General features: G+C 65.0%; 16 protein-coding genes and 1 pseudogene. 3 read left to right on the forward strand and 14 right to left on the reverse strand.

Annotation, left to right across the window (positions count from 1 at the left end; genetic code table 11):
- Positions 1–49 precede the first annotated feature (49 nt).
- Positions 50–616 carry a TetR/AcrR family transcriptional regulator gene (locus AC1C2O_RS11505; RefSeq protein WP_495430570.1) on the reverse strand — a complete coding sequence of 189 codons (567 nt, stop codon included), beginning with the start codon at positions 614–616 and terminating at the stop codon, positions 50–52.
- Positions 617–711: 95 nt separating this feature from the next.
- Here AC1C2O_RS11505 and AC1C2O_RS11510 point away from each other — a divergent pair, with 95 nt between their 5' ends.
- Positions 712–1,554: an alpha/beta fold hydrolase gene (locus tag AC1C2O_RS11510; protein ID WP_495430571.1), complete on the forward strand. Its 843-nt coding sequence runs from the start codon at positions 712–714 to the stop codon at positions 1,552–1,554.
- Positions 1,555–1,604: 50 nt separating this feature from the next.
- On the opposite strand, the gene putP is transcribed toward AC1C2O_RS11510, so the two are convergent.
- From putP to AC1C2O_RS11540, 6 genes and pseudogenes are all read right to left on the reverse strand, one after another.
- Positions 1,605–3,137, reverse strand: a complete 1,533-nt coding sequence (putP, locus tag AC1C2O_RS11515; RefSeq protein ID WP_495430572.1) for a sodium/proline symporter PutP — start codon at positions 3,135–3,137, stop codon at positions 1,605–1,607.
- 67 nt (positions 3,138–3,204) lie between these two features.
- The gene (locus AC1C2O_RS11520) at positions 3,205–5,949 is read right to left on the reverse strand and encodes a glycosyl hydrolase 53 family protein (protein ID WP_495430573.1); all 2,745 of its coding nucleotides are present in this window, start codon (positions 5,947–5,949) and stop codon (positions 3,205–3,207) included.
- A gap of 33 nt (positions 5,950–5,982) precedes the next feature.
- Positions 5,983–6,897, reverse strand: a complete 915-nt coding sequence (locus AC1C2O_RS11525; RefSeq protein ID WP_495430574.1) for a sugar ABC transporter permease — start codon at positions 6,895–6,897, stop codon at positions 5,983–5,985.
- Positions 6,897–8,516, reverse strand: a complete 1,620-nt coding sequence (locus AC1C2O_RS11530; RefSeq protein WP_495430575.1) for an ABC transporter permease subunit — start codon at positions 8,514–8,516, stop codon at positions 6,897–6,899. Before AC1C2O_RS11530 ends, AC1C2O_RS11525 begins: the two co-directional genes overlap by 1 nt.
- A gap of 60 nt (positions 8,517–8,576) precedes the next feature.
- Positions 8,577–9,227, reverse strand: a complete 651-nt coding sequence (locus AC1C2O_RS11535; protein ID WP_495430576.1) for a sugar ABC transporter substrate-binding protein — start codon at positions 9,225–9,227, stop codon at positions 8,577–8,579.
- 130 nt (positions 9,228–9,357) lie between these two features.
- A pseudogene (locus AC1C2O_RS11540) lies at positions 9,358–9,606 on the reverse strand (extracellular solute-binding protein); the annotation flags it as partial.
- Here AC1C2O_RS11540 and AC1C2O_RS11545 point away from each other — a divergent pair.
- Positions 9,511–9,738, forward strand: a complete 228-nt coding sequence (locus AC1C2O_RS11545; RefSeq protein ID WP_495430577.1) for a hypothetical protein — start codon at positions 9,511–9,513, stop codon at positions 9,736–9,738. The pseudogene AC1C2O_RS11540 and the gene AC1C2O_RS11545 overlap by 96 nt on opposite strands.
- Positions 9,739–9,908: 170 nt before the next feature.
- On the opposite strand, the gene AC1C2O_RS11550 is transcribed toward AC1C2O_RS11545, so the two are convergent.
- Positions 9,909–11,987: a beta-galactosidase gene (locus tag AC1C2O_RS11550; RefSeq protein WP_495430578.1), complete on the reverse strand. Its 2,079-nt coding sequence runs from the start codon at positions 11,985–11,987 to the stop codon at positions 9,909–9,911.
- Positions 11,988–12,202: 215 nt separating this feature from the next.
- On the opposite strand from AC1C2O_RS11550, the gene AC1C2O_RS11555 reads away from it, so the two are divergent.
- Positions 12,203–13,210: a LacI family DNA-binding transcriptional regulator gene (locus AC1C2O_RS11555; RefSeq protein WP_495430579.1), complete on the forward strand. Its 1,008-nt coding sequence runs from the start codon at positions 12,203–12,205 to the stop codon at positions 13,208–13,210.
- A gap of 28 nt (positions 13,211–13,238) precedes the next feature.
- Here the strand turns inward: AC1C2O_RS11555 and AC1C2O_RS11560 are convergent, their stop codons facing one another.
- Genes AC1C2O_RS11560 through AC1C2O_RS11585 form a run of 6 tightly spaced genes read right to left on the reverse strand, consistent with a single transcriptional unit; the run spans position 13,239 to position 19,247 of the window.
- Positions 13,239–14,285 (reverse strand): DUF998 domain-containing protein, encoded by a 1,047-nt coding sequence (locus tag AC1C2O_RS11560; protein WP_495430580.1) that lies wholly within the window; start codon positions 14,283–14,285, stop codon positions 13,239–13,241.
- 59 nt (positions 14,286–14,344) lie between these two features.
- Positions 14,345–15,292: a siderophore-interacting protein gene (locus AC1C2O_RS11565; protein ID WP_495430581.1), complete on the reverse strand. Its 948-nt coding sequence runs from the start codon at positions 15,290–15,292 to the stop codon at positions 14,345–14,347.
- Positions 15,282–16,082 carry an ABC transporter ATP-binding protein gene (locus AC1C2O_RS11570; protein ID WP_495430582.1) on the reverse strand — a complete coding sequence of 267 codons (801 nt, stop codon included), beginning with the start codon at positions 16,080–16,082 and terminating at the stop codon, positions 15,282–15,284. Before AC1C2O_RS11570 ends, AC1C2O_RS11565 begins: the two co-directional genes overlap by 11 nt.
- Complete coding sequence (locus AC1C2O_RS11575) at positions 16,079–17,122, reverse strand: FecCD family ABC transporter permease (RefSeq protein WP_495430583.1); 1,044 nt, start codon at positions 17,120–17,122, stop codon at positions 16,079–16,081. Before AC1C2O_RS11575 ends, AC1C2O_RS11570 begins: the two co-directional genes overlap by 4 nt.
- A complete protein-coding gene (locus tag AC1C2O_RS11580; protein WP_495430584.1) occupies positions 17,119–18,165 on the reverse strand; it encodes a FecCD family ABC transporter permease in 1,047 nt (348 codons plus the stop codon). Before AC1C2O_RS11580 ends, AC1C2O_RS11575 begins: the two co-directional genes overlap by 4 nt.
- The gene (locus tag AC1C2O_RS11585; protein ID WP_495430585.1) at positions 18,162–19,247 is read right to left on the reverse strand and encodes an iron-siderophore ABC transporter substrate-binding protein; all 1,086 of its coding nucleotides are present in this window, start codon (positions 19,245–19,247) and stop codon (positions 18,162–18,164) included. Before AC1C2O_RS11585 ends, AC1C2O_RS11580 begins: the two co-directional genes overlap by 4 nt.
- Positions 19,248–19,382 lie beyond the last annotated feature (135 nt).

Genomic DNA, 19,382 nt, shown 5'->3' on the forward strand with positions numbered 1-19,382 from the left:
GCACCATCAGGACATCGGGCAGATGCCCTATTTCCGCACCGTCGCCACCTCAGACGGTGGCCATCGCCGCGTCGATGAGCACCTCAGCTGCGGCCCGTGCCTGGGCAGCAACTTTCGGGTCGGCAGAGATCGCCGCCGTACTCTGGGCACCCTCGGCGAGTATCGACAGTTGCGCGCCGAGCGCGTGGGGAGCACCGATCTCGGCGACGAGTCCTGCCATGTACTGCTGGAATGAGGCCTTGTGTGCGCGGACGATCTGCGCAATCTCGGGAGTCGTGCCGCCCAGCTCACCGAAGGCGTTGATGAACGCGCATCCGCGGAAGTCGTCAGTGCAGAACCAGCTCTCGAGGAAGTCGTACACGGCCAGCATGCGCGCGCGCGGGCTGTCGCCGGCGGCCGCCACTGCGCCGGTCAGCATGCTCTCCCACTCCTCATGCTTGCGCGCCAATACCGCCGCGATGATGTCGTTCTTCGAAGGGAACAGCGTGTACACGCGCTTCAGTGAAACGCCTGCCGCTGCGCGAAGTTCGTCCATGCCGACCGCCGCGTAGCCTTTGGCGTAGTAAAGCTGCTCGGCGGCATCCAGGATGCGTTCGCGTGCTTCTTCCTCATTCATTTCTCCAGTGTACTTGACATGAGAACGATCGTTCTCTATCGTGGTCATTATCACCAGAGAACGACCGTTCTCCTCCCAATCTGAAAGGTACGACCATGGGCAGCATCACCGTCGGCAACGAGAACAGCACCCCCGTCGAGCTCTACTACGAAGACCAGGGCTCAGGTCAGCCCGTCGTTCTCATCCACGGATACCCGCTGGACGGGCACAGCTGGGAGCGTCAGACTCGCGAACTCCTCGCGAACGGCTACCGCGTCATCACCTACGACCGCCGCGGCTTCGGCCAGTCATCCAAGGTCAATGCAGGCTACGACTACGACACCTTCGCCGCAGATCTGAACACGGTTCTCGAGACGCTGGATCTGCAGGACGTCATCCTCGTCGGATTCTCGATGGGCACCGGCGAACTCGCACGCTACGTCTCTCGCTACGGCCACGAACGTGTCGCGAAGCTTGCCTTCCTCGCATCCCTCGAGCCCTTCCTCGTCGCCCGGGATGACAACCCCGAAGGTGTGCCGCAGGACGTGTTCGACGGGATCGTCGCTGCCGCGAAGGGTGACAGGTACGCCTGGTACACGCAGTTCTTCCAGAACTTCTACAACCTCGACGAGAACCTTGGCACGCGCATCAGCCAAGAGGCCGTCACCGGCAGCTGGAACGTCGCGACCAGCAGCGCCCCCGTTGCTGCATACGCGGTCGTGTCGGCCTGGATCGAAGACTTCCGCGGCGACGTCGAGGCGGTTCGCGCGAGCGGCAAGCCCGCACTGATCCTGCACGGCACGGGCGACAACATCCTGCCGATCGACGCCACCGCCCGCCGTTTCCACAAGGCCTTCCCTGAGGCCGACTACGTCGAGATCGAGGGCGCCCCGCACGGTCTGCTCTGGACCCACGCCGACGAGGTCAACTCCGCACTGGCAGCGTTCCTGGCCAAGTAACCAGGACGAAGGGGCGGATGCCACGGCATCCGCCCCTTCGCGTGCCCGGACTAGGGCGTCATCCGATCCGTCCGCGCGCCGCGTCCGACACCGTTCACGGTCAGCAGCGTGCCTGTTTCGGTGAACTCCTGCAGGATCTCGCTCTGTCGCTCGGATCCTTCGCGATGGGTGAGCAGGCTCACGACCACAGCAACGATCAGTGCGCAGATGAACGCCGGCAGCAGCTCATACATCTCAGGCCATACGGCCTTCCAGACGAACACACCGGCAGCTCCGACGAACATGCCGGCCAGCGCACCCCAGTTGGTGAGCTTGCGCCAGAACAGACTCAGCAGGATCAGCGGCCCGAACGCAGCCCCGAAGCCAGCCCACGCGAACGAGACCAGCCCGAGGATCGTGTCATTGGGCACGATCGCCAGCAGCCCGGCGATGAGAGCGACGCCGAGCACGGTCATTCGCCCGAGCATCATCAGCAACTTGGGCGACGGATCCTTCTTGACGATTCTGAAGAGGTCTTCCACGAGCGCGGAAGAGGCGACGATCAGCTGGCTGGAGATCGTGCTCATAATCGCCGCGAGCACCGCAGCCAGCACGAGACCTGCGACGAATGGGTGCAGCAGCGTCTGCGCCATCACCAGCACCACCGTCTCAGCGTTCGCGAGGTCGATGCCCTGGTGTGCCATGTAGGCGATGCCGACGAAGCCGGAGAACACTGCGCCGAGCAGAGAGATGATCATCCAGCTCATGCCGATACGGCGCGCCGCCTTCGCCTCACCGGGGTTGCGCAGCGCCATGAACCGCACGATGATGTGCGGTTGGCCGAAGTAGCCCAGCCCCCAGGCGAGCGACCCGACGATTGCCAGAATCGTTCCGCCGGTCAGCGCCGTTCCGCCGATCAGCGAGATGTGGTTCGGGGCGAGGTCTTCGACGTAGGTGGCCACTTCACCGAAACCACCGACGGCGATGATCGCAGCAACCGGAACGACGATCAGGGCGATCAGCATCATCAGCCCCTGCACGACGTCGGTAAACGAGGCTCCGAGGAAGCCCCCGAACAGCGTATACAGCAGAGTGACACCAGCCACCAGCACCATGCCGAGCAAGTAGTCGGAATTGAACGAGCTCTCGAAGAAGAAGCCACCGGCGACCATGCCGGAAGAGATGTACAGCGTGAAGAACACCAGGATCACAACGCCGGCGAGGATGCGCAGCAGCCTGGACGAGTCACGCAGCCGATTCTCGAAGAAGCTCGGAATCGTGATCGAGTTGCGCGACACCTCCGTATACGCACGCAGGCGCGGGGCCACGAGCAGCCAGTTCAGATACGCGCCGATCGTAAGGCCGACGGCGATCCACGCTTCGATGAGTCCGGAGAGATAGATGGCTCCTGGGAGCCCCATCACGAGCCAGCCGGACATGTCGGATGCTCCGGCACTGAGCGCCGCGACCCACGGGGGCAGGCTCCTCCCACCGAGCATGTAGTCCTCGTGGTCGGTCGTCCGGCGAAACGCCAGATAGCCGATGAGAAGCATCGCGGCGAAGTACAGCCCCAATGCGATGAAGATGAACACTTGATCGGACATCGTCGTCCCTTCGTAATGATCGGTGCAGTGACTCGATCCTGTCAGGGACGGATGCCGGGGGCCACCCCTACCCGACGTGGACCGTCAACACCTTGCTGGTGCTGACTCCGGCGGAGTTCACGAACTCGACGCGGTACGTGTGCGTCCCGGTCGCCCGATCGGAGACCGGTACCGAGATGCGCTGCGCGGCCGGCGTGTTCGCGACCAGCTCACCTTCTGTCAGTAGAACGTCGTCCTCGAACAGCCGATAGCCGCTCGCGTTCGTACCCCACCACATATCAGCGGTGACCGTGTAGTTCCCGTCGCCGTCCCAGTTGTTCGCGGAGAGAACGGGAACGCCTGGCGCTGCATCTTTTACGGTGACCGTGACCGACTGCACGGCCGCGACGCCGCGCGAATTCACTAGCTCACCGGTGTACTCGTAGGTGCCGTCTGCTTTGCCCTCCACGGCGACGGCAACCGCCTGCGCCGCATCGCCGTTGTAGTCCAGCGGCACCGTCGCGATCAGCGTGCCGTTCTCGAACAGACGCAGCTTGGTGGCATTCTGCCCCCACCACAGGTTCATCGTTACGCTGAAGTCACCGTCGAGCAGACCGGTGTCGTGGCCGTTGTCGTGGGACAGCACGCCGCGGCCAGGAGCGGTCGTCGCATCGTCGAGCACGACGAGCGCGTCACGCGCATCGCTCAACTGCTGCAGCGCACCCACTACGGCCTCGCCGCTCGGGCTCGTCGCGGCGAGCACAATGTCTGCGCGTTCGATCGCGTCCTGCAGCCCGACCGTCGAATCATCGACATACTCAGCCGGATCGATCGCTGCGGCGGCATCCCGTTGCGCACGCAGTGACGTGGTGTCGGCACCGGCTTCCGGCATCCGCACGAGCTCGAAGTCGTCGATCGTGCCCCACGCGCCAGCAGGCAGGGCGCCCGTCACACTCAGTGTTGCCACACCATCGGCGTCCACGTGCACAGCATCGGTCGTCGGAGTCGACCACGCACGCCACCCGTCGAGCGCGAACGCGACCGGAGTGCCTGTTTGCGCCGGTGTCGACAGTGAAAGCGTGACCTTCCCGTCGGCACCTTCGCCGTCACCCTGCAACGCGGCGCGAGCGACATAGTCGCCCTCCGGCAGTCCCGTCACTGTCTGTGACAGCTCGAAGGACGATGCGGATTCCGCATAGAAGTGCGCCGAGTACGAGCCTGCGTGCGGGTCGTCTCCTGAGCGCAGCGTCAGGCCGACCCCGGTCGTCGTCCACATGCTCGTGTCTGACTCCTCGAACCCAGGATTGAGCAGGTGGTTGCGCGCGGCGACCGTGATGGTGGCGGACGCATCAAGGCCAGCATCCGTTCGACCCACGACCGAGTACGTGCCGACTCCCTCGATGTGCTGCACGGCGTCCGGCCACATGACCGTCTGCTGCTCAGAGGTTCCATCGCTGTACTGCACGGTGACCTCACCGGGAAGCGTCACTGCTTCCCTCTCGGTAAATTGCAGTGCGACCGGCTGCACCAACTCCACCTGTCGAGGAGCCGTCGCGCCGGTGCGCACATAGGAGAAGATATTCAGCACGTCGGATGCTGTGCCATCGAATCCGAACAGCGCTTGGTTCTCCCACGCGGATCCACCGAACCACTGACCGGCGTCTTCCGGTTCGTATTCGCCCGCGAAGCTCGATGCCCACCCGGAGCCGTCGCGCTCCCACAGCACGCGGTTGTCCTCAACCTGCGCCGGCGTGCCGACCGGAAGCCACGCCGGCTCCCAGTAGAAGACACCGATACCGGCATCTCCGACATCGGCGACTGCCTGCACGACCGCGCGTACGGCGTTCGCCTGGCCCTGCACGCTCACCGGGTACTGTGTCGCTTCCTCCGGCAGTTCGATCACGTTGCCGTGGCCGTCGCCGTCCTCGAGCGTGAACGCCCACGACGTTTCAGCGACCATGACCTTCTTGTCGTAGCTGTCGGCGATGTCCTTCAACACTGCGGTGAGATTGGCAGGGGTGCCGTGCCAGAACGGGTAATACGAGGATGCGAAAACGTCATAGTCGACGTCGCGAAGATCCAACTGTGCGGCGACATTCGCGTAGAAGCCGGCCCGCTCGGGGTTCGTGAAGTGCAGGGCGACCAGAGCATCCGGTGCTTCCGCCCGCACCGCGGCGGAGCCTGCGGAGAACACCTTTGACATGTCGTCCCAGCCGCGCACTCCGGCGACACCACTGTTCGTCTCGTTCCCGATCTGCACCATCTGCACATCGACTCCCGCAGCGACCATCCGGCGCATGGCGTCGCTGGTGAAGACTCCGACCTCCGCCGCGACCTCGTCGGCGTTCAGCCCTTCCCACGCCTTCGGCACTTGCTGCTTGGCCGGGTCTGCCCAGAAGTCGGAGTAGTGGAAGTCGACGAGCACGCCGAGTCCGGCATCTGTCGCTCTCTTGGCAATCTCGATCGCGCGGTCGACATCCACGTCACCTCCGCCGTAGCCGTTCCCTGACGCATCGAAAGGGTCGTTCCATACCCGCACGCGCACATCGGTGACGCCAGAGTCGACGAGGATCTCGAACAGGTCGCCCGGTGCGCCGTCGGCGTCACGGAAGACGACGCCGGACTCCTCCAGCGAGAGCACGGACGAGACGTCGACACCGCCGATGAAATCGCTGGGCAGATTCTCGACCCTGGGCACGGTGATCGTGGCCTCAACTGGCTCGACGGCGGCCACAGCGGTGTTACCCGCCGCTGGTATCGCGACGCCGATCATGGCGAGCGCGGTGACGGCGGAGAGGGCTGCCGAGAATAGGCGGCGTGTGCGACGGTGCATGACGACCTTTCGATTCTGAATGGATACGGGGATTCAGCCCTTGACGGCACCCTGCGTCAGCCCGCCGACAATGTACTTCTGCAGCGCGAAGAACAGCGCGAGCACGGGTAGCGCCGCCACGACGACGCCCGCCGCAAACAGGCCCCAGCGCGAGGCCAGCTGGTTCGACACCCACTGGTACATGCCGACGGCGAGAGTCCAGTTGTCCTCTGAGGTCAGGATGATTTTGGACAGGATGAAGTCACCGAAGCAGGCCAGGAACGACAGCAGAGCCACGACCGCGAGGATCGGCACGACCAGCGGCATGATCAGCTTCCAGAAGATCTGGGCGTGGCTGGCGCCGTCGATCTTCGCTGACTCGTCGATCTCGATGGGGATCGTGTTGAAGAACCCGTACATGAGGAACGTGTTCGCCCCCAATGCTCCGCCGAGGTACACGCAGATCAGCGCGATCTTCGAGTTGATGCCGAGCGCGGGCACGACCTCGCCGATCGTCAGCAACATCAGGAAGATGGCGATGAACGCGAGCGCCTGCGGGAACATCTGCACAACGAGCAGCGTCGTCAGGCTCACGCGTCGTCCGGTGAATCGGAATCGCGAGAACGCATACGCCGCGGAGGCCCCCATGACCACCGAACCGACGGCGGTGATGACGCCGATCAGCAGAGTGTTGCCGAACCACACCCAGTACCGGGACTCGCCGAGCGCGATGTAGTTCGTGATGTCGACGATCGCGAACAGGTCGTTGCTCGCTGCCAGGCTGCCCTTCGGATTGAGCGAGGCAGACAGAACGTACACGAGCGGGAAAGCGGCGAAAATCAGCACGACGACGGCGAGGATGTACTTCCAACCGACTTCGGCCCACCACCGGCGGCGCCTCGCGCCGGCCCTGGCAGCCGTGGCATCCGATGAAGAACCCGTCACCACTACTCTGGTCTGCGTAGACATCACTGGTACTCCTCAAGTTTGCGGGTCTGGCGGAAGCCCAGCACCGAGATGATTCCGACCACGATGAAAGCGACGATGGAAAGTGCGCTGGCGAGACCGTAGTCGGAAGCACCTCCGGAGACACCAGAGACGTCATAAATCGCAGACACCAGGATGTCCGTCGAACCGAGCGCAAACGGTGCCCCTGGTATCGCAGGCCCGCCATTGTTGAAGGTGTAGATGACCGTGAAGTTGTTGAACGCCACCGCGAACGAGGCGATCAGCAGCGGCGCCGTCGACACGAGCAGCAGCGGCAGCACGATCGAGCGGAATCGCTGCCAGCGGTTCGCGCCGTCGATCTCCGCGGCTTCCAGCGTGTCACCCGGCAGCGACTGCAGTGCACCCGTGCACACCAGGAACCAGTACGGGTAGCTGAGCCAGACGTTCACGAAGATCACCGCGGCTCTGGTGAGCCATGGATCGCCGAGCCAGTTGATATGACTGCCGAAGAGGAACAGGTCGTTGATGATGCCGAACTCAGCGTTGAACATTCCGCGGAACAACAGTGCAGCCATGAACGCGGGGAACGCATACGGCAGGATAAACAGCGCCCGCAGCACGCGGCGCCCCTTCACCCGCGGATCGTTGTAGACCATCGCGAGGCCGAGTCCAATGGCGAAACTCAGCCCGACCGACAGGATGGCAAACGCGAACGTCCAGATCGTGACGCTTCCGAGTGTCCCCGCGAGCGCTGAGTCGGTGAACAGTTTGAGGAAGTTCGCGAAGCCGACGTTCACGTACCAGCCAGTGGGCAGTGCCGCACCGCTCTCTGAGACGAACGAGCCACCGTCTGTCGCCGCATAGACGGTGTCGTTGGTCGTGTCGGTGATGGTCTGCGCTCCGGCATCCCACACCAGCGTGGACTCGTAAATCGCGCCGGAGGACCCATCACGGGTGCGGACGGAGCCGTCGTTGGGGTCGTCCGAGACAGGAACCCGAAGATCGCCGATCTGCGCCTGGAGCGCAGAGTCGGTCAGCACTGTGGCCCGTGGAACAACCGTCCATCCAGGCACCTCGCTGGGTGCGCCGGTGCTGCCAAGATCTGCGCCGGATGCCTCGGCGAGCGATTCGATCGCCGATCCGACCAGCACGTCACCGTCTTCGGTGGCGATCGCGAAGCCGAGCTCGTCGCCGCGCTGCACGACCGAGAGCGGGTAGGTGGGTGAGTCATCGACGCGGCGCTCGCCCTGGATGATTGCGGCTTCGACGGCCTGCTCCTGCGTGCCGATGTGACCCGTGCCGTAGTTGGTGAATGCGATGTACGCGGTGTATCCGAAGATGAACACCTGGAACACGAGGAGGAAGATGAGCCCGGGCAGCAGGTACTTCATCGGCAGCGCGCGCTTGCCGAAATAGACGATGTCGGCGATGACGACGAGCAGCACCACAACGGCCAGCACGACCCATGATTCGGCGCGCCACGCGGAGATCGCGGTGAGGATGCCGAAGGCATTGACCAGCGCCATCAGCACCAGCTTGATGATGAACCCCCAGCCGGGCCCACGCCAGCGTTTCGCGTGGGGTTCGCGCAGCGGTGTGCGCTCGGTCTGAGCGGTCTGGATCGGTGCCTCAGTCGACATCCATCACTCCTTCGAAGGTCTAGAAGGCCGGGAGGCGCGAACGCCTCCCGGCCCGGCGGATCAACCGGCCAGCGTGGTCTGGAGGTCGGCGACCATGGTGTTCCAGGTCGAGACCGGCTCGGAACCGTTGATGATCTGCACCTGCGCGGCGTTCCACAGATCCCATACCGAACCCATCTCGGGGATCGACGGCATCGGCACGCCACCCTGGGCGGATTTCACGAAGCCGGCAGTGATCGGGTCAGACGAGACCTCTTCGGCGAGAGTTGACCACGCAGGAATGCGCGGGTCTGCCTCGTAGAGAGCGCGCTGCGCGTCTTCGGTGCCGAGGTAGTTCACGAGGAACTCCTGAGCGAGGAGGGCGTTCTTGCTCTCGCTGGAGAGGTAGAAGCCCTGCACGCCCACGAAGGGAGCAGCCGTCTCGCCGCCGGCGGACGGGATCGGGTTGACCGTGACGTTCATGTCCTCGAACAGGTTCATGACCCACGGACCCTGGATCGTGTACGGCGCCTTGCCCGTGGCGAACAGCTCGTTGTTGATGTCGTAGTCGACAGTCGTGGAGATGTAACCGGTGCCGTTCGCACCGTTCGCACCGAGCCAGCTCGCGAAGCCTTCGCCTGCGGCTCCGCCCATGCCGACCTCGGTCGTGTACGAGCCGGACTCGTCCTGCACGAAGACGGGAGCGCCGAACGATGTCTGGAGACCGTACATCGTGTAAAGCGTCACCGGTCTCGCCGGCCGTGTTGATCACGAACGGACGCTCGGCGCCCGAATCGATGCCGCTCTGGATCATCTCGTCCCAGGTGGCTGGGGCGGCATCTCCGACGAGGTCGACGTTCTGGATTAGTGCGACCGTCTCGAGCGAGTACGGCAGTGCGTAGAGCTGGCCGTCATAGGTCATGGCATCCAGCGCCACCTGCTCGAACTCGCCCGCGGTGTCGCCGAGGTCGATCGTGTCGACGACACCCGCTGCGACGAGCGCGCCGAGCCAGTCGTGCGCACCGACAGTGAGGTCGGGGCCTTCACCCGTCGGCACCTGTGCGATGAAGTCGTTGCGGAGGTCTTCGAAGTTCTTCTGCACGAGAGTGATCTTGGCGCCGGTCTCCTCTTCGAAGGCCGCGGCGGCAACCGTCAGCGCTGCTTCGCGCTCGGCATCCGTCCAGATGACGAGTTCCGCACCATCGCCGGCCGGCGCCTCTTCTGCCTCTTCAGGAGCACTTGAACTGCAACCGGTCAGGGCGACGGCCGCTGCCAGCGCGAAGGCGCCGACTCCGATGTACTTGCGCATTGCTGGTTCCAATCTGTTGTGGCCGGCGATGCGCTCTGTAAGCGTGCCGCATCGTCACGACCGGGGGGGTGCGTCTGGTCGGGTGACCTGGCGCGATTCAGTTGTCAGGCGGTGCGGCTCTTCTCAGGGCTCTTCTCGGGGCTCTTCTCGGAGCGGATGACGGCGACGCCGCCCGCGGGAATCGTGAAGCTCTCTTCCACCTCGGTGCCGCTGAGGAGTTCCTGCCCAGTGACAGGGAGCACGGCATCCTCATCGCCATGGTTGACGGCGATCCGGTAGGTTGCGTCGTCGGCGCTACGGACGATGACCTCGAGGTCTTCGGGGAGCCCGGTCGGAGATATGCCGGCATCGGCATAGACGTGCTGCATGAGGGTGTTCAGACCCTCAGCATCCAGGCGGGTGCTGACGTACCAGCCCGCGCCCTCGCCATGAGAATTGCGGGTGATCGCGGGCTCGCCGGCGGCGGGACCCTCGGCGTAGCTGCCGAAGACATCGGCACTGTGTCCACCATCAACGACGCGGCCATCATCGACAACGTGCAGTCGCAGGGCTTCCTGCCAGTGATCGGCGTTCAGAGTGTCGCCGGAGGAGGTGACGACCGCCGCCGTCTGGCCCTCACGCAGCGGCAAGTGCTCTTCGACGTCGACACCGAGCACGTCGCGCAACGGGGCGAGGAAGCCGCCAGGGTGCACGGCGTCGTTCTCATCGACGACGGCCGAGAAGTACGAGACGAGCAGCGTGCCGCCGTCAGCGACGTAGCGGGTGAGGTTCTCGGCATCCGACGCCGTCAGCAGATACTGGGCGGGCGCGATGACGAGGCTGTAGGCCGAGAGATCCTGCCCAGGCAGTGCGAAATCGCAGGTGATTCCGTCGCGCCACAGCCGCTCATAGAAGGCGCGGATGCGCTCTTGGTGCGACAGGTCTTCGGTAGGACGCCATTCGAGATCTTGCGCCCAGAACGATTCGAAGTCCCACAGGATCGCGACGTCGGCCTTGACCGTGCTGCCCTGCACTTCTTCGAGTCGGCCGAGGTCGGCTCCGAGTTGGGTGACCTCGCGGAAGACGCGGGAGTTCACGCCGGCATGCGGGAGCATCGCCGAGTGGAACTTCTCAGCTCCAGAGCGACCGGCGCGCCACTGGAAGAAGAGGATGCCGTCAGCACCGCGTCCGAGGTGGGTGAGCGAGTTGCGGGCCATCTCACCCTGGCGCTTTGCGATGTTGCGGGGCTGCCAGTTCACGGCCGAGGTGGAGTGCTCCATGAGGATCCACGGCTTGCCGCCGCCAACCGAGCGACTGAGGTCTGCGGCGATGGCAAGACCGATGTGCGCGTCTTCGTCTGCGGCCCACAGGTAGTGGTCGTCGGAGACGATGTCGACCTCGCGGCCCCAGGCCCAGAGGTCAGTGGTCCAGCTCTGGTTCGCCATGAAGTTCGTGGTGATGGGCTGGTCGGCGTGCACGCGGATCGCGTCGCGCTCGGCAATGAAGCAGGCACGCAACTGGTGATCGGTGAAGCGCGCGAAGTCCAGGCGCTGGGCCGGGTTCACAACGCTCGGAGCCGCAGCAGGGGTGTTGACGTGCTCCCATGCCGTGTAGTGCTGGCCCCAGAAGGCGGTGCCCCACGCGCTGTTGAACGCGTCGAGTGTGCCGTACTTCTCCTGGAGCCAGAGCCGGAAGGCCGCGGCAGAATGCGCGGAGTGGTCTTCGCCGACCGGAACGCCGTACTCGTTGTGCACGTGCCAGAGCACGACCGCCGGATGCTTCGCATAGCGCGCAGCGAGAGTGTCGGCGTAGCGAACGATTGCTTCCCGGTATGCGGGCGAAGAGTGTGACGCCATGCCGCGCGACCCGAAGCCCATGACGCGGCCATCGCGATCGATGACGCGGGCGTCAGGATGCTGCGCGAAGAACCACGCCGGCGGGGACGCTGTCGGGGTGCCGAGGTCGACGGCGATGCCGTTCTCGTGCAGGAGGCCCAGCAGCTCGTCGAGCCAGGAGAAGTCGAACTCGCCTTCGGCAACCTCGATGAGCGCCCAGGAGAAGATTCCGACGCTGACCATGTTGACACCGGCCTCGCGCATGAGCACGACGTCTTCGCGCCAGGTCTCACGTGACCACTGCTCAGGGTTGTAGTCGCCGCCGTAGGCGATTCCCCGAAGTTCGGGCCAGGCGTGGGGGGTGGTCATCGTCACTCCATTGGGTCGGTGCGTGGTGCTGTCTTCAGTCGGTTGGATCCGACTGGGACCGGTCTCAGTTTATCTTGTTGGCAAACTGGGACCGGTCTCAGTTCTACCTTATTGTCGCGTGGTTCGAGGCAGCCGCAGATCGAACCGTTACCGAACTGAGACCGGTCCCAGCATGTATTACACGTCCCAACCAGGGAGTGAGTAGAGTCGTTCCGGTGAGTGAAGTGACGGCGAAGCGAAAGCCGACGATCCGCGATGTTGCCGTGCAGGCCGGGGTTTCCCGCAGCACGGTCTCCCGCGTGATCAACGGCGGGCACTGGGTGTCCCCCGACGCGCGCGTTGCCGTCGATGCGGCGATCCTTGCCACCGGATACACCGCCAATCATCACGCACGCAGCCTCGCCACCGGGCGCGCAGGCTCGATGGCGTTCCTGCTCACCGAGCCGCAGCAGTTGCTCTTCGATGACCCGACCTTCGCGCTGCTGCTTCGTGGGGCGGCTGAAGCTCTCGCGCAACGGTCGATGACCCTGGTGCTCCTCGTCGCTGGGACACCCGCCGAGCGCGACAGCGTGGCGCACTTCATCAGCGCAGGACACGTCGACGGCGTGCTTCTCATCTCATCGCACGAGTCAGAGCCGCTGCTCGAGCAACTGCTCGACGACGGCATCCCGATTGTGAGCTGTGGCGTTCCGCTGGGGCACGAGAGCGAGCTGTCGACCATCTCGGTCGAAGAGGTCGCATCGGCGAGGACCATGGCCGCGTACCTGCATAAGAAGGGGTACGAGCGGATCGGCATGATCGCCGGCCCCGACGACACACCTGGCGGGCGGTACCGGCTGGTCGGCTTCCGCGAGGAGCTCGGCGACCGCTTCGATGAGGAGCTCGTGGAGACCGGCGACTACTCGTTCGAATCTGGTCAGACCGCGATGACCCAGCTACTTGAACGCGGCGTGGATGCCGTATTCGCGGCGAACGACCGGATGGCTGCCGGTGCAATCGCCGCAGTGCGGCGGGCGGGTCTGCGGGTACCAGAAGATGTCGCCGTCGCCGGCTTCGACGACTCTGGCCTCGCCGCGACGCACGAGCCGTCCATCACGACGATGCGTCAACCGTGGGAGCAGATCAGCTCACAGATGGTGCACGTGCTGCTCGATGTGATCGCTGGGGCACCGACCCGGTCAGTGATCCTGGAGACTGAGCTCGTGGTGCGCGAGAGCGCCTGAGCCCGGCCTGAGCCGCGGCGGCTACCCGTCACGCGTGCAGCAGCGATCCACGCGCCGACGGCCTACTGCCCTCCGGCGCCAGCGCCGCGAGGATACGCACGAGCGTGGTGAGCCAGAGCAGCCCGAGCCCGATCACGACCGCTTCGAGCACAGTCACCGAGAACAGGTGGTAGCTGTCGGCCAGCACAAACGCGACCACGAGCATCAGAGCGATGCCGACCGTGGTGAGCAGCAGCGGACGCGGCGGCCCAGGCATCACCGCAGTCGTCACGACTCCGGCGGCGACGAACAACACAAGGGTTCCGACAGCGGCGATGTTGTGCAGCACGATTATCTGCTCGAGCGGGAACAACCCGACCCCTGCGAGCGCGATACCGGTCGCCATCCATAGCAATGCCACAGTCGCGATGCGTCCGAACCATTCATCACCACGGATGCGGTGCAGATCTCGCGCGATGTACATGCCGACGGTGGCGACGAGGATGCCGGCGACGACGAGCGTTCCGTTGAACACCCACGCTCCGTCGCCGATGCCGAGCTGTGAGAAGTTCACTTCCCACCAGTGCGGATCGGCGGCGGTGAGCATGGCGAAGAGAGTGCCGATCACGAGATAACTGAACAGCAGCGCGGCGAGGTCTGTGGTGTGCAGGCCGATGCCTGCATCGAATGCGAGCCGTCCGCCGACGGCGCTCGCGACTCCGGTGATGATGCCGCCGCCGAGCGCGGGGACCTCCAGGCCCTGCAGCCCGACACCGAGCACCTCGCTGGCCAGCAGCACACCCAGCGCGGTCACTCCCGCGAAGGCGATGGTCAGGGCGACTGCCGAGGATGCCGAGGATGCCGAGATGACGATCTGCCACCGTGGCATCGCCGCGTTCTCACCGCGGCGGTGCAGGAATGTACTGACGGCGAAGGCTGCCGCGGCAATCGCTCCGGCGATCAACGCGGCGGGCAATCCCATCGATCCGTCTCCGGCGATCGGCCGCGGGTTTCCCCTCAGTACGAGTGTGCCGACTCCAGTGCCAACGAGGAAGCAGACGAGCGTCGCCCAGATCGCACGAGTCTCACGTGCCATCTGCTGCTCCTTGTCCATGCACCCATCGAACCACGCCAGCAACCAGCCGGCTGGGAAATCTAGCCGCGCATGGCGACGCCGCGGCGCCAGTACCCCATGAACGCCACCTGTGAGCGGTCGATGCCGAGGTCCTTCACGAGGTGACGGCGGAGCGTCGTGACGACGCCGCTCTCCCCCGCGATCCAGAAGTACCGCTCGGCGGCCGAAGCAGAGGGCGCGACTTCCTCGCCGCTGCCGGAGTACTCCGGCGTCTCCCAGACCATTTCCTCGCCCTCGGCATCCTGCACAGTGATCTCGGTGTGGGCGCTGTCACCGAGATAATCGAGCACCGTCGGAATCACTCGCAACCCGTGTGCGGCGGATCCGCGCGGCAGCCAGTGCACCTCGACTCCGTCGGGGGCGTCGATGGCCAGGATGTCTTCGGCGACCGGCACTTCGATGAATGCCAGTCCGCGGAGGTCGCGCGGAGCGTCCTCCAGGATGCGGGCGATCGCAGGCGCCGCAGTCTCATCGCCGACAAGAATGACCGATGACGCCGACCCCGGGGCGTACTCGATGCCGCTGCGCTCTTCACGACCGCGACGAGGCCCTACGACCAGCAGCTCATCGCCCGCGGCAGCCGAACTCGCCCACAGCGACGCGGGTCCGGTGAGTCCTGGCTGCAGGTGCAGCACGAAGTCGACGACGACCTCAGTGCCAGCATCCGTCAGTCGTAGCTCGCGCACCGAATAGGTGCGCATCGAGCCGCGCTCCTCCTCCGGCACGGCGAGGTACGAACCCCACCAGTCGTCGTTGTTACGCGCAACAGGGGGCAGGATGCCGGAAGCCGGCGGGAAGACGAGCTTGATCCGCGCGTCATAGACATCTCCGGGCGTGCCGAACTCGGCGAGCTCCGAACCACCGAAGGTGACACGCACGAAGTTCGGCGACACGCGATCGACCGCGCGCACCTCTGCGCGGGCGAGAACGTAGGACGGACGCTGCTTCGTTGTCGTCTCAGCGGACATGATGCCTCCCGATTGGCGTGACCATCGGCTTGCCTGAAACCGGGTCGGTAGTGATCTGATTCGCCATGCCGAAGACCTCTTCGACCAGCGTGTGGGTGAGAACCTCGCCTGGTGCGCCCAGGGCGTGCACCTGCCCGCTCTTCATCGCGACGAGTTCGTCGGAGTAGCGGGCGGCGAGGTTGAGGTCGTGCAGCACCATCACGATCGTGGTGCCGCGCGAGACGCTCAGGTCGGTGAGCAGGTCGAGCACCTCGACCTGGTGCGCGACGTCGAGGAAAGTGGTGGGCTCATCAAGCAGCAGAATGTCGGTCTCCTGCGCGAGCGCCATGGCGATCCAGACGCGCTGGCGCTGTCCGCCGGAGAGTTCGTCGACGCTGCGGTCAGCGAGGTCGGTGGTACCGGTGGCCTCGAGCGCATTGGCGACGACCTCATAGTCGTGCGCGTTCCAACGTGCCAGCATTTTCTGATGCGGATGCCGTCCGCGGCCGACCAGGTCGGCGACAGCGATGCCCTCAGGGGCGATCGGAGACTGCGGCAGCAGGCCGAGCACGCGTGCGATCTCTTTGGTGGGGCGCGAATGCACGGATCTGCCGTCGAGGACGACCTGACCGGATGACGGTGAGAGCAGACGTGCGAGCGAGCGCAGCAACGTCGACTTCCCGCATCCGTTCGCCCCGACGATCGACGTGATCTTGCCAGGCGCGATGGTCAGGTCGAGGCCCTCGATGATGGTGCGGTCGCCGTAGCCGAGGGTGATCCCCTCGGCTACCAGAGTGTGGGCCTCGGTCACAGCGAGCCTCCCGAGCGGTTGGTGCGGATGAGTAGATAGATCAGGTACGGCGCGCCGAGTACGCCGGTGATGACGCCGACCGGATAGCGCGTCTCGAACAAGAACTGGCCGATCAGATCGCCGCCAAGCACGAGTACCGCGCCGACGAAGGCCGACGGCAGCAGCAGATTCGCACCAGGGCCGGTGAGACGCGCGGCGATCGGTCCTGCCATGAACGCGACGAAGGCGATCGGGCCGGTGGCGGCCGTTGCGAACCCGAGCAGCGCAACCGCGCCGATGATGAACATCAGCCGCGTGGCGTTCACTCGAACGCCGAGGCCGGAGGCCGAGTCATCGCCGAGCTGCAGCATCCCCAGCGCCTTTGCTTGGCTGAAAAGCAGCGGCAGGATGACCACGCTGGCGATCGCGAGCGGGGCGACGTCGTCCCATGACGCATTATTCAGACTGCCGGTGAGCCAGCGCATGGCGGTCTGGATGTCCCACTGCGCGGCACGTGAGAGCACGTAGGAGACGACGCTCTGCAGCATGGCCCCGACGCCGATTCCGATCAGGATCAGGCGGATGCCGGAGAAGCCGCCCTTCTTCGAAAGCAGGTAGATCGCGAGCGCTGTGATCAGTGCGCCGACGAGCGCGAGCACGGACACCATCGGACCGCTGGCGCCGAGCACGATGATGCCGACCACGGCCGCAGCGCTCGCTCCTTCGGTGATGCCGATGATGTCGGGCGACGCGAGCGGGTTGCGCAACAGCGTCTGGAAGGAGACGCCCGCGATACCGAAGGCGAATCCGGCAAGAATCGCGAGAGCCGTGCGTGGCAGACGCAACTCGCCGACGGTGAAGGATGCTCCTGGCACCGTCTCTCCGAGGATGACGCGGATGACTTCGCCCGGAGTGTAGAAAGTGTTGCCGACCATGAGCGCGATGGCCGCGAGCGCGAACACCAGCACGCCCAGCACAACGCTGGCCGTGGCGTGGCGTCGGTGGCGAGATCGTCGTCCGGCCGCAATCACGGAGGTCCCTTGGGTCTGCAGAAGGGTCACAGTTCACGCACCTTCTGGCGACGCACGATCCAGATGAAGAATGGGGCGCCGATGACCGCGGTGATGATGCCGACCTGGATCTCTTCGCTTGAGGGGGCAATGACGCGTCCGATGACGTCGCTGGCGAGCAGAAGCGACGCACCGGCGATGGCCGAGAAGGGCAGTAGCCAGCGGTGGTCGGTGCCGATGAGCATCCGACACATGTGCGGGATGACGAGTCCGACGAATCCGATCGGGCCGGCGATGGCGGTGGCGGCTCCCGCGAGGATGACCGCGCCGACAGCCGAGATGAGTCGGGTGCGGAAGACGTTCTCGCCGAGGCCTGACGCCAAGTCGTCGCCGAGCGCGAGCGAGTTCATGCCGCGTGAGCAGGCGAAGCAGATGAGGCCGCCCAGCGCCAGTACGGGTGCGGTGATCGCGATACGCGACCAGTCCGCCCCGCCGACCCCACCGATCTGCCAGGACTGGAACGTCTGCAGCAGATCGACACGGGGAAGCATGATGGCGCTGATGAGCGAGCCGAGCGCGGCTGCGGTCGCGGCTCCCGCAAGTGCCAGCTTGAGCGGGGTGGCACCGCCGCGCCCGAGCGAGCCTACGGAGTAGACGAAGACGGCGGCGACCGCGGCGCCGATGATTGCAAGCAACATGTAGCTGTACGCACTAGAGACGCCGAGGAATGCGATACCGAGCACGACCGCGAGTGATGCACCGCTGGTGACGCCCAGGATTCCTGGATCCGCGATGGGGTTGCGGGTCACTGCCTGCATGGTCGCGCCGGAGAGCGCGAGGGCTGCGCCAACCAGAATCGCGAGCGCTGTACGAGGGATGCGCTTGATGATCGCGGCCTGCGCGATGGTCTCGTCGTGTCCGCTCAGCGCCGCAACGATGTCATCGAACGAGACGGCGCGCACGCCGAAGGAGACCGAGAGGATGCTGAGGACGACGATGACACCGACGCCGATGAGCAGCCACAGGGCGCGCACGAGCGCCGGGCGCCGCAGATTCGCGGCACCCGGCGTCAAAGTCGTGGCGGCTGAGGTCACTCCGAGAGCAGCGGGGCCTCGAGCATGGCGAAGTACTCGTCGATGCCCCACTTGATGGACAGCGGCGACGGGTTCGCGGATGCCGCGATCGGCGTCGCGTCGGGCAGGATCGCGATGCGGCCTTCGGCGATTGCGGGAATCTTCGACAGCAGCGGGTCAGCCTGGAGTGTGGCGATCATTGACTCGTCGCCGTAGGTGATGAACACGTCGACATCGTTGAACTTGTCAGCCTCTTCCGAACTCGCCGAGAGGTAGAACTCGGTGCTGTCCGCGTTCTCCGTGAGGATCTCGGGCACAGGGAGTCCGAGGCTCGTCAGGAAGCCGGGGCGGGTGTCAGCGGGCGTGTAGAAGCCGATTTGGCTGAGGTCGCTCGGGTCAAGATAAGTGAAGAGCAGCTTCGCGTCCTTGAGCGCGGGGTGCGCCTCAAGCGCAGCATCCGTCTCGGCGTGGATTTCCTCGATCAGGGCTTCGCCCTCTTCAGCGAGGCCAAGCGCAGTCGAGTTCATGGTGATCATGTCTTCAACGGAGGTAGCCCAAGGGATGTCGGGGTAAGCGACAACGGGCGCGATCTTGGAGAGGGTGTCGTACTCCTCCTGCGAAAGACCGGAGTACGAAGCGAGGATGACATCGGGGTTGGTGTCGGCAACAGCCTCGAAGTCGACGCCGTCGACCTCGTCGAACAACACCGGGACGTCGCCTGCGGCCTCAGCATCCGCGTCGCCAAGCAGCGACACGTCAACGCCGAGCTCAGTGAGCTCTTCCTCGACCCAGGGGAGTACGCCGTTGTCGTCGTCGTCGCCCCAGCTGACCTTGCCCAGGCCGACCGGAACGATGCCGAGTGCGAGCGGAACCTCGTGGTTGGCCCACGCGACGGCCGCGACGCGCTCTGGCTTCTCCGTGATCGTGGTCTCGCCGTACGCGTGCTCGATCGTAACGGGGAAGGCGTCAGCGGATGCCGGGTTCGAGCTTCCGGAGTCAGTGCTTTCGGGAGCGGAGCTTTCGGGAGCGGAGGTCGAGCAGGCTGCGAGGCCGACGGTCAGGACCGCGGCGGCGCCGATACCAAGAAGGCGGGAGATGCGCACAGGCTTCCCTTTCGGGTTCAGGGTGTGAGGGTGTGAGGGTATGACGCGAGGGCGTCGAGACTTTGGTAAGCCTCGCCTAATCTAACACGAGGTTAGGGTGTCCTCAGTGTCGATATCAATCCGTGATCCGTCCTA

It is taken from the genome of Microbacterium sp. Y355, assembly GCF_059445345.1.

Coding starts and splice junctions, on each gene's coding strand:
- AC1C2O_RS11520 (WP_495430573.1), bottom strand. CDS start 5,949: ATGCACCGTCGCACACGCCGCCTATTCTCGGCAGCCCTCTCCGCCGTC.
- AC1C2O_RS11565 (WP_495430581.1), bottom strand. CDS start 15,292: ATGTCCGCTGAGACGACAACGAAGCAGCGTCCGTCCTACGTTCTCGCC.
- AC1C2O_RS11560 (WP_495430580.1), bottom strand. CDS start 14,285: ATGGCACGTGAGACTCGTGCGATCTGGGCGACGCTCGTCTGCTTCCTC.
- AC1C2O_RS11525 (WP_495430574.1), bottom strand. CDS start 6,897: ATGTCTACGCAGACCAGAGTAGTGGTGACGGGTTCTTCATCGGATGCC.
- AC1C2O_RS11505 (WP_495430570.1), bottom strand. CDS start 616: ATGAATGAGGAAGAAGCACGCGAACGCATCCTGGATGCCGCCGAGCAG.
- putP (WP_495430572.1), bottom strand. CDS start 3,137: ATGTCCGATCAAGTGTTCATCTTCATCGCATTGGGGCTGTACTTCGCC.
- AC1C2O_RS11510 (WP_495430571.1), top strand. CDS start 712: ATGGGCAGCATCACCGTCGGCAACGAGAACAGCACCCCCGTCGAGCTC.
- AC1C2O_RS11535 (WP_495430576.1), bottom strand. CDS start 9,227: ATGTACGGTCTCCAGACATCGTTCGGCGCTCCCGTCTTCGTGCAGGAC.
- AC1C2O_RS11550 (WP_495430578.1), bottom strand. CDS start 11,987: ATGACCACCCCCCACGCCTGGCCCGAACTTCGGGGAATCGCCTACGGC.
- AC1C2O_RS11530 (WP_495430575.1), bottom strand. CDS start 8,516: ATGTCGACTGAGGCACCGATCCAGACCGCTCAGACCGAGCGCACACCG.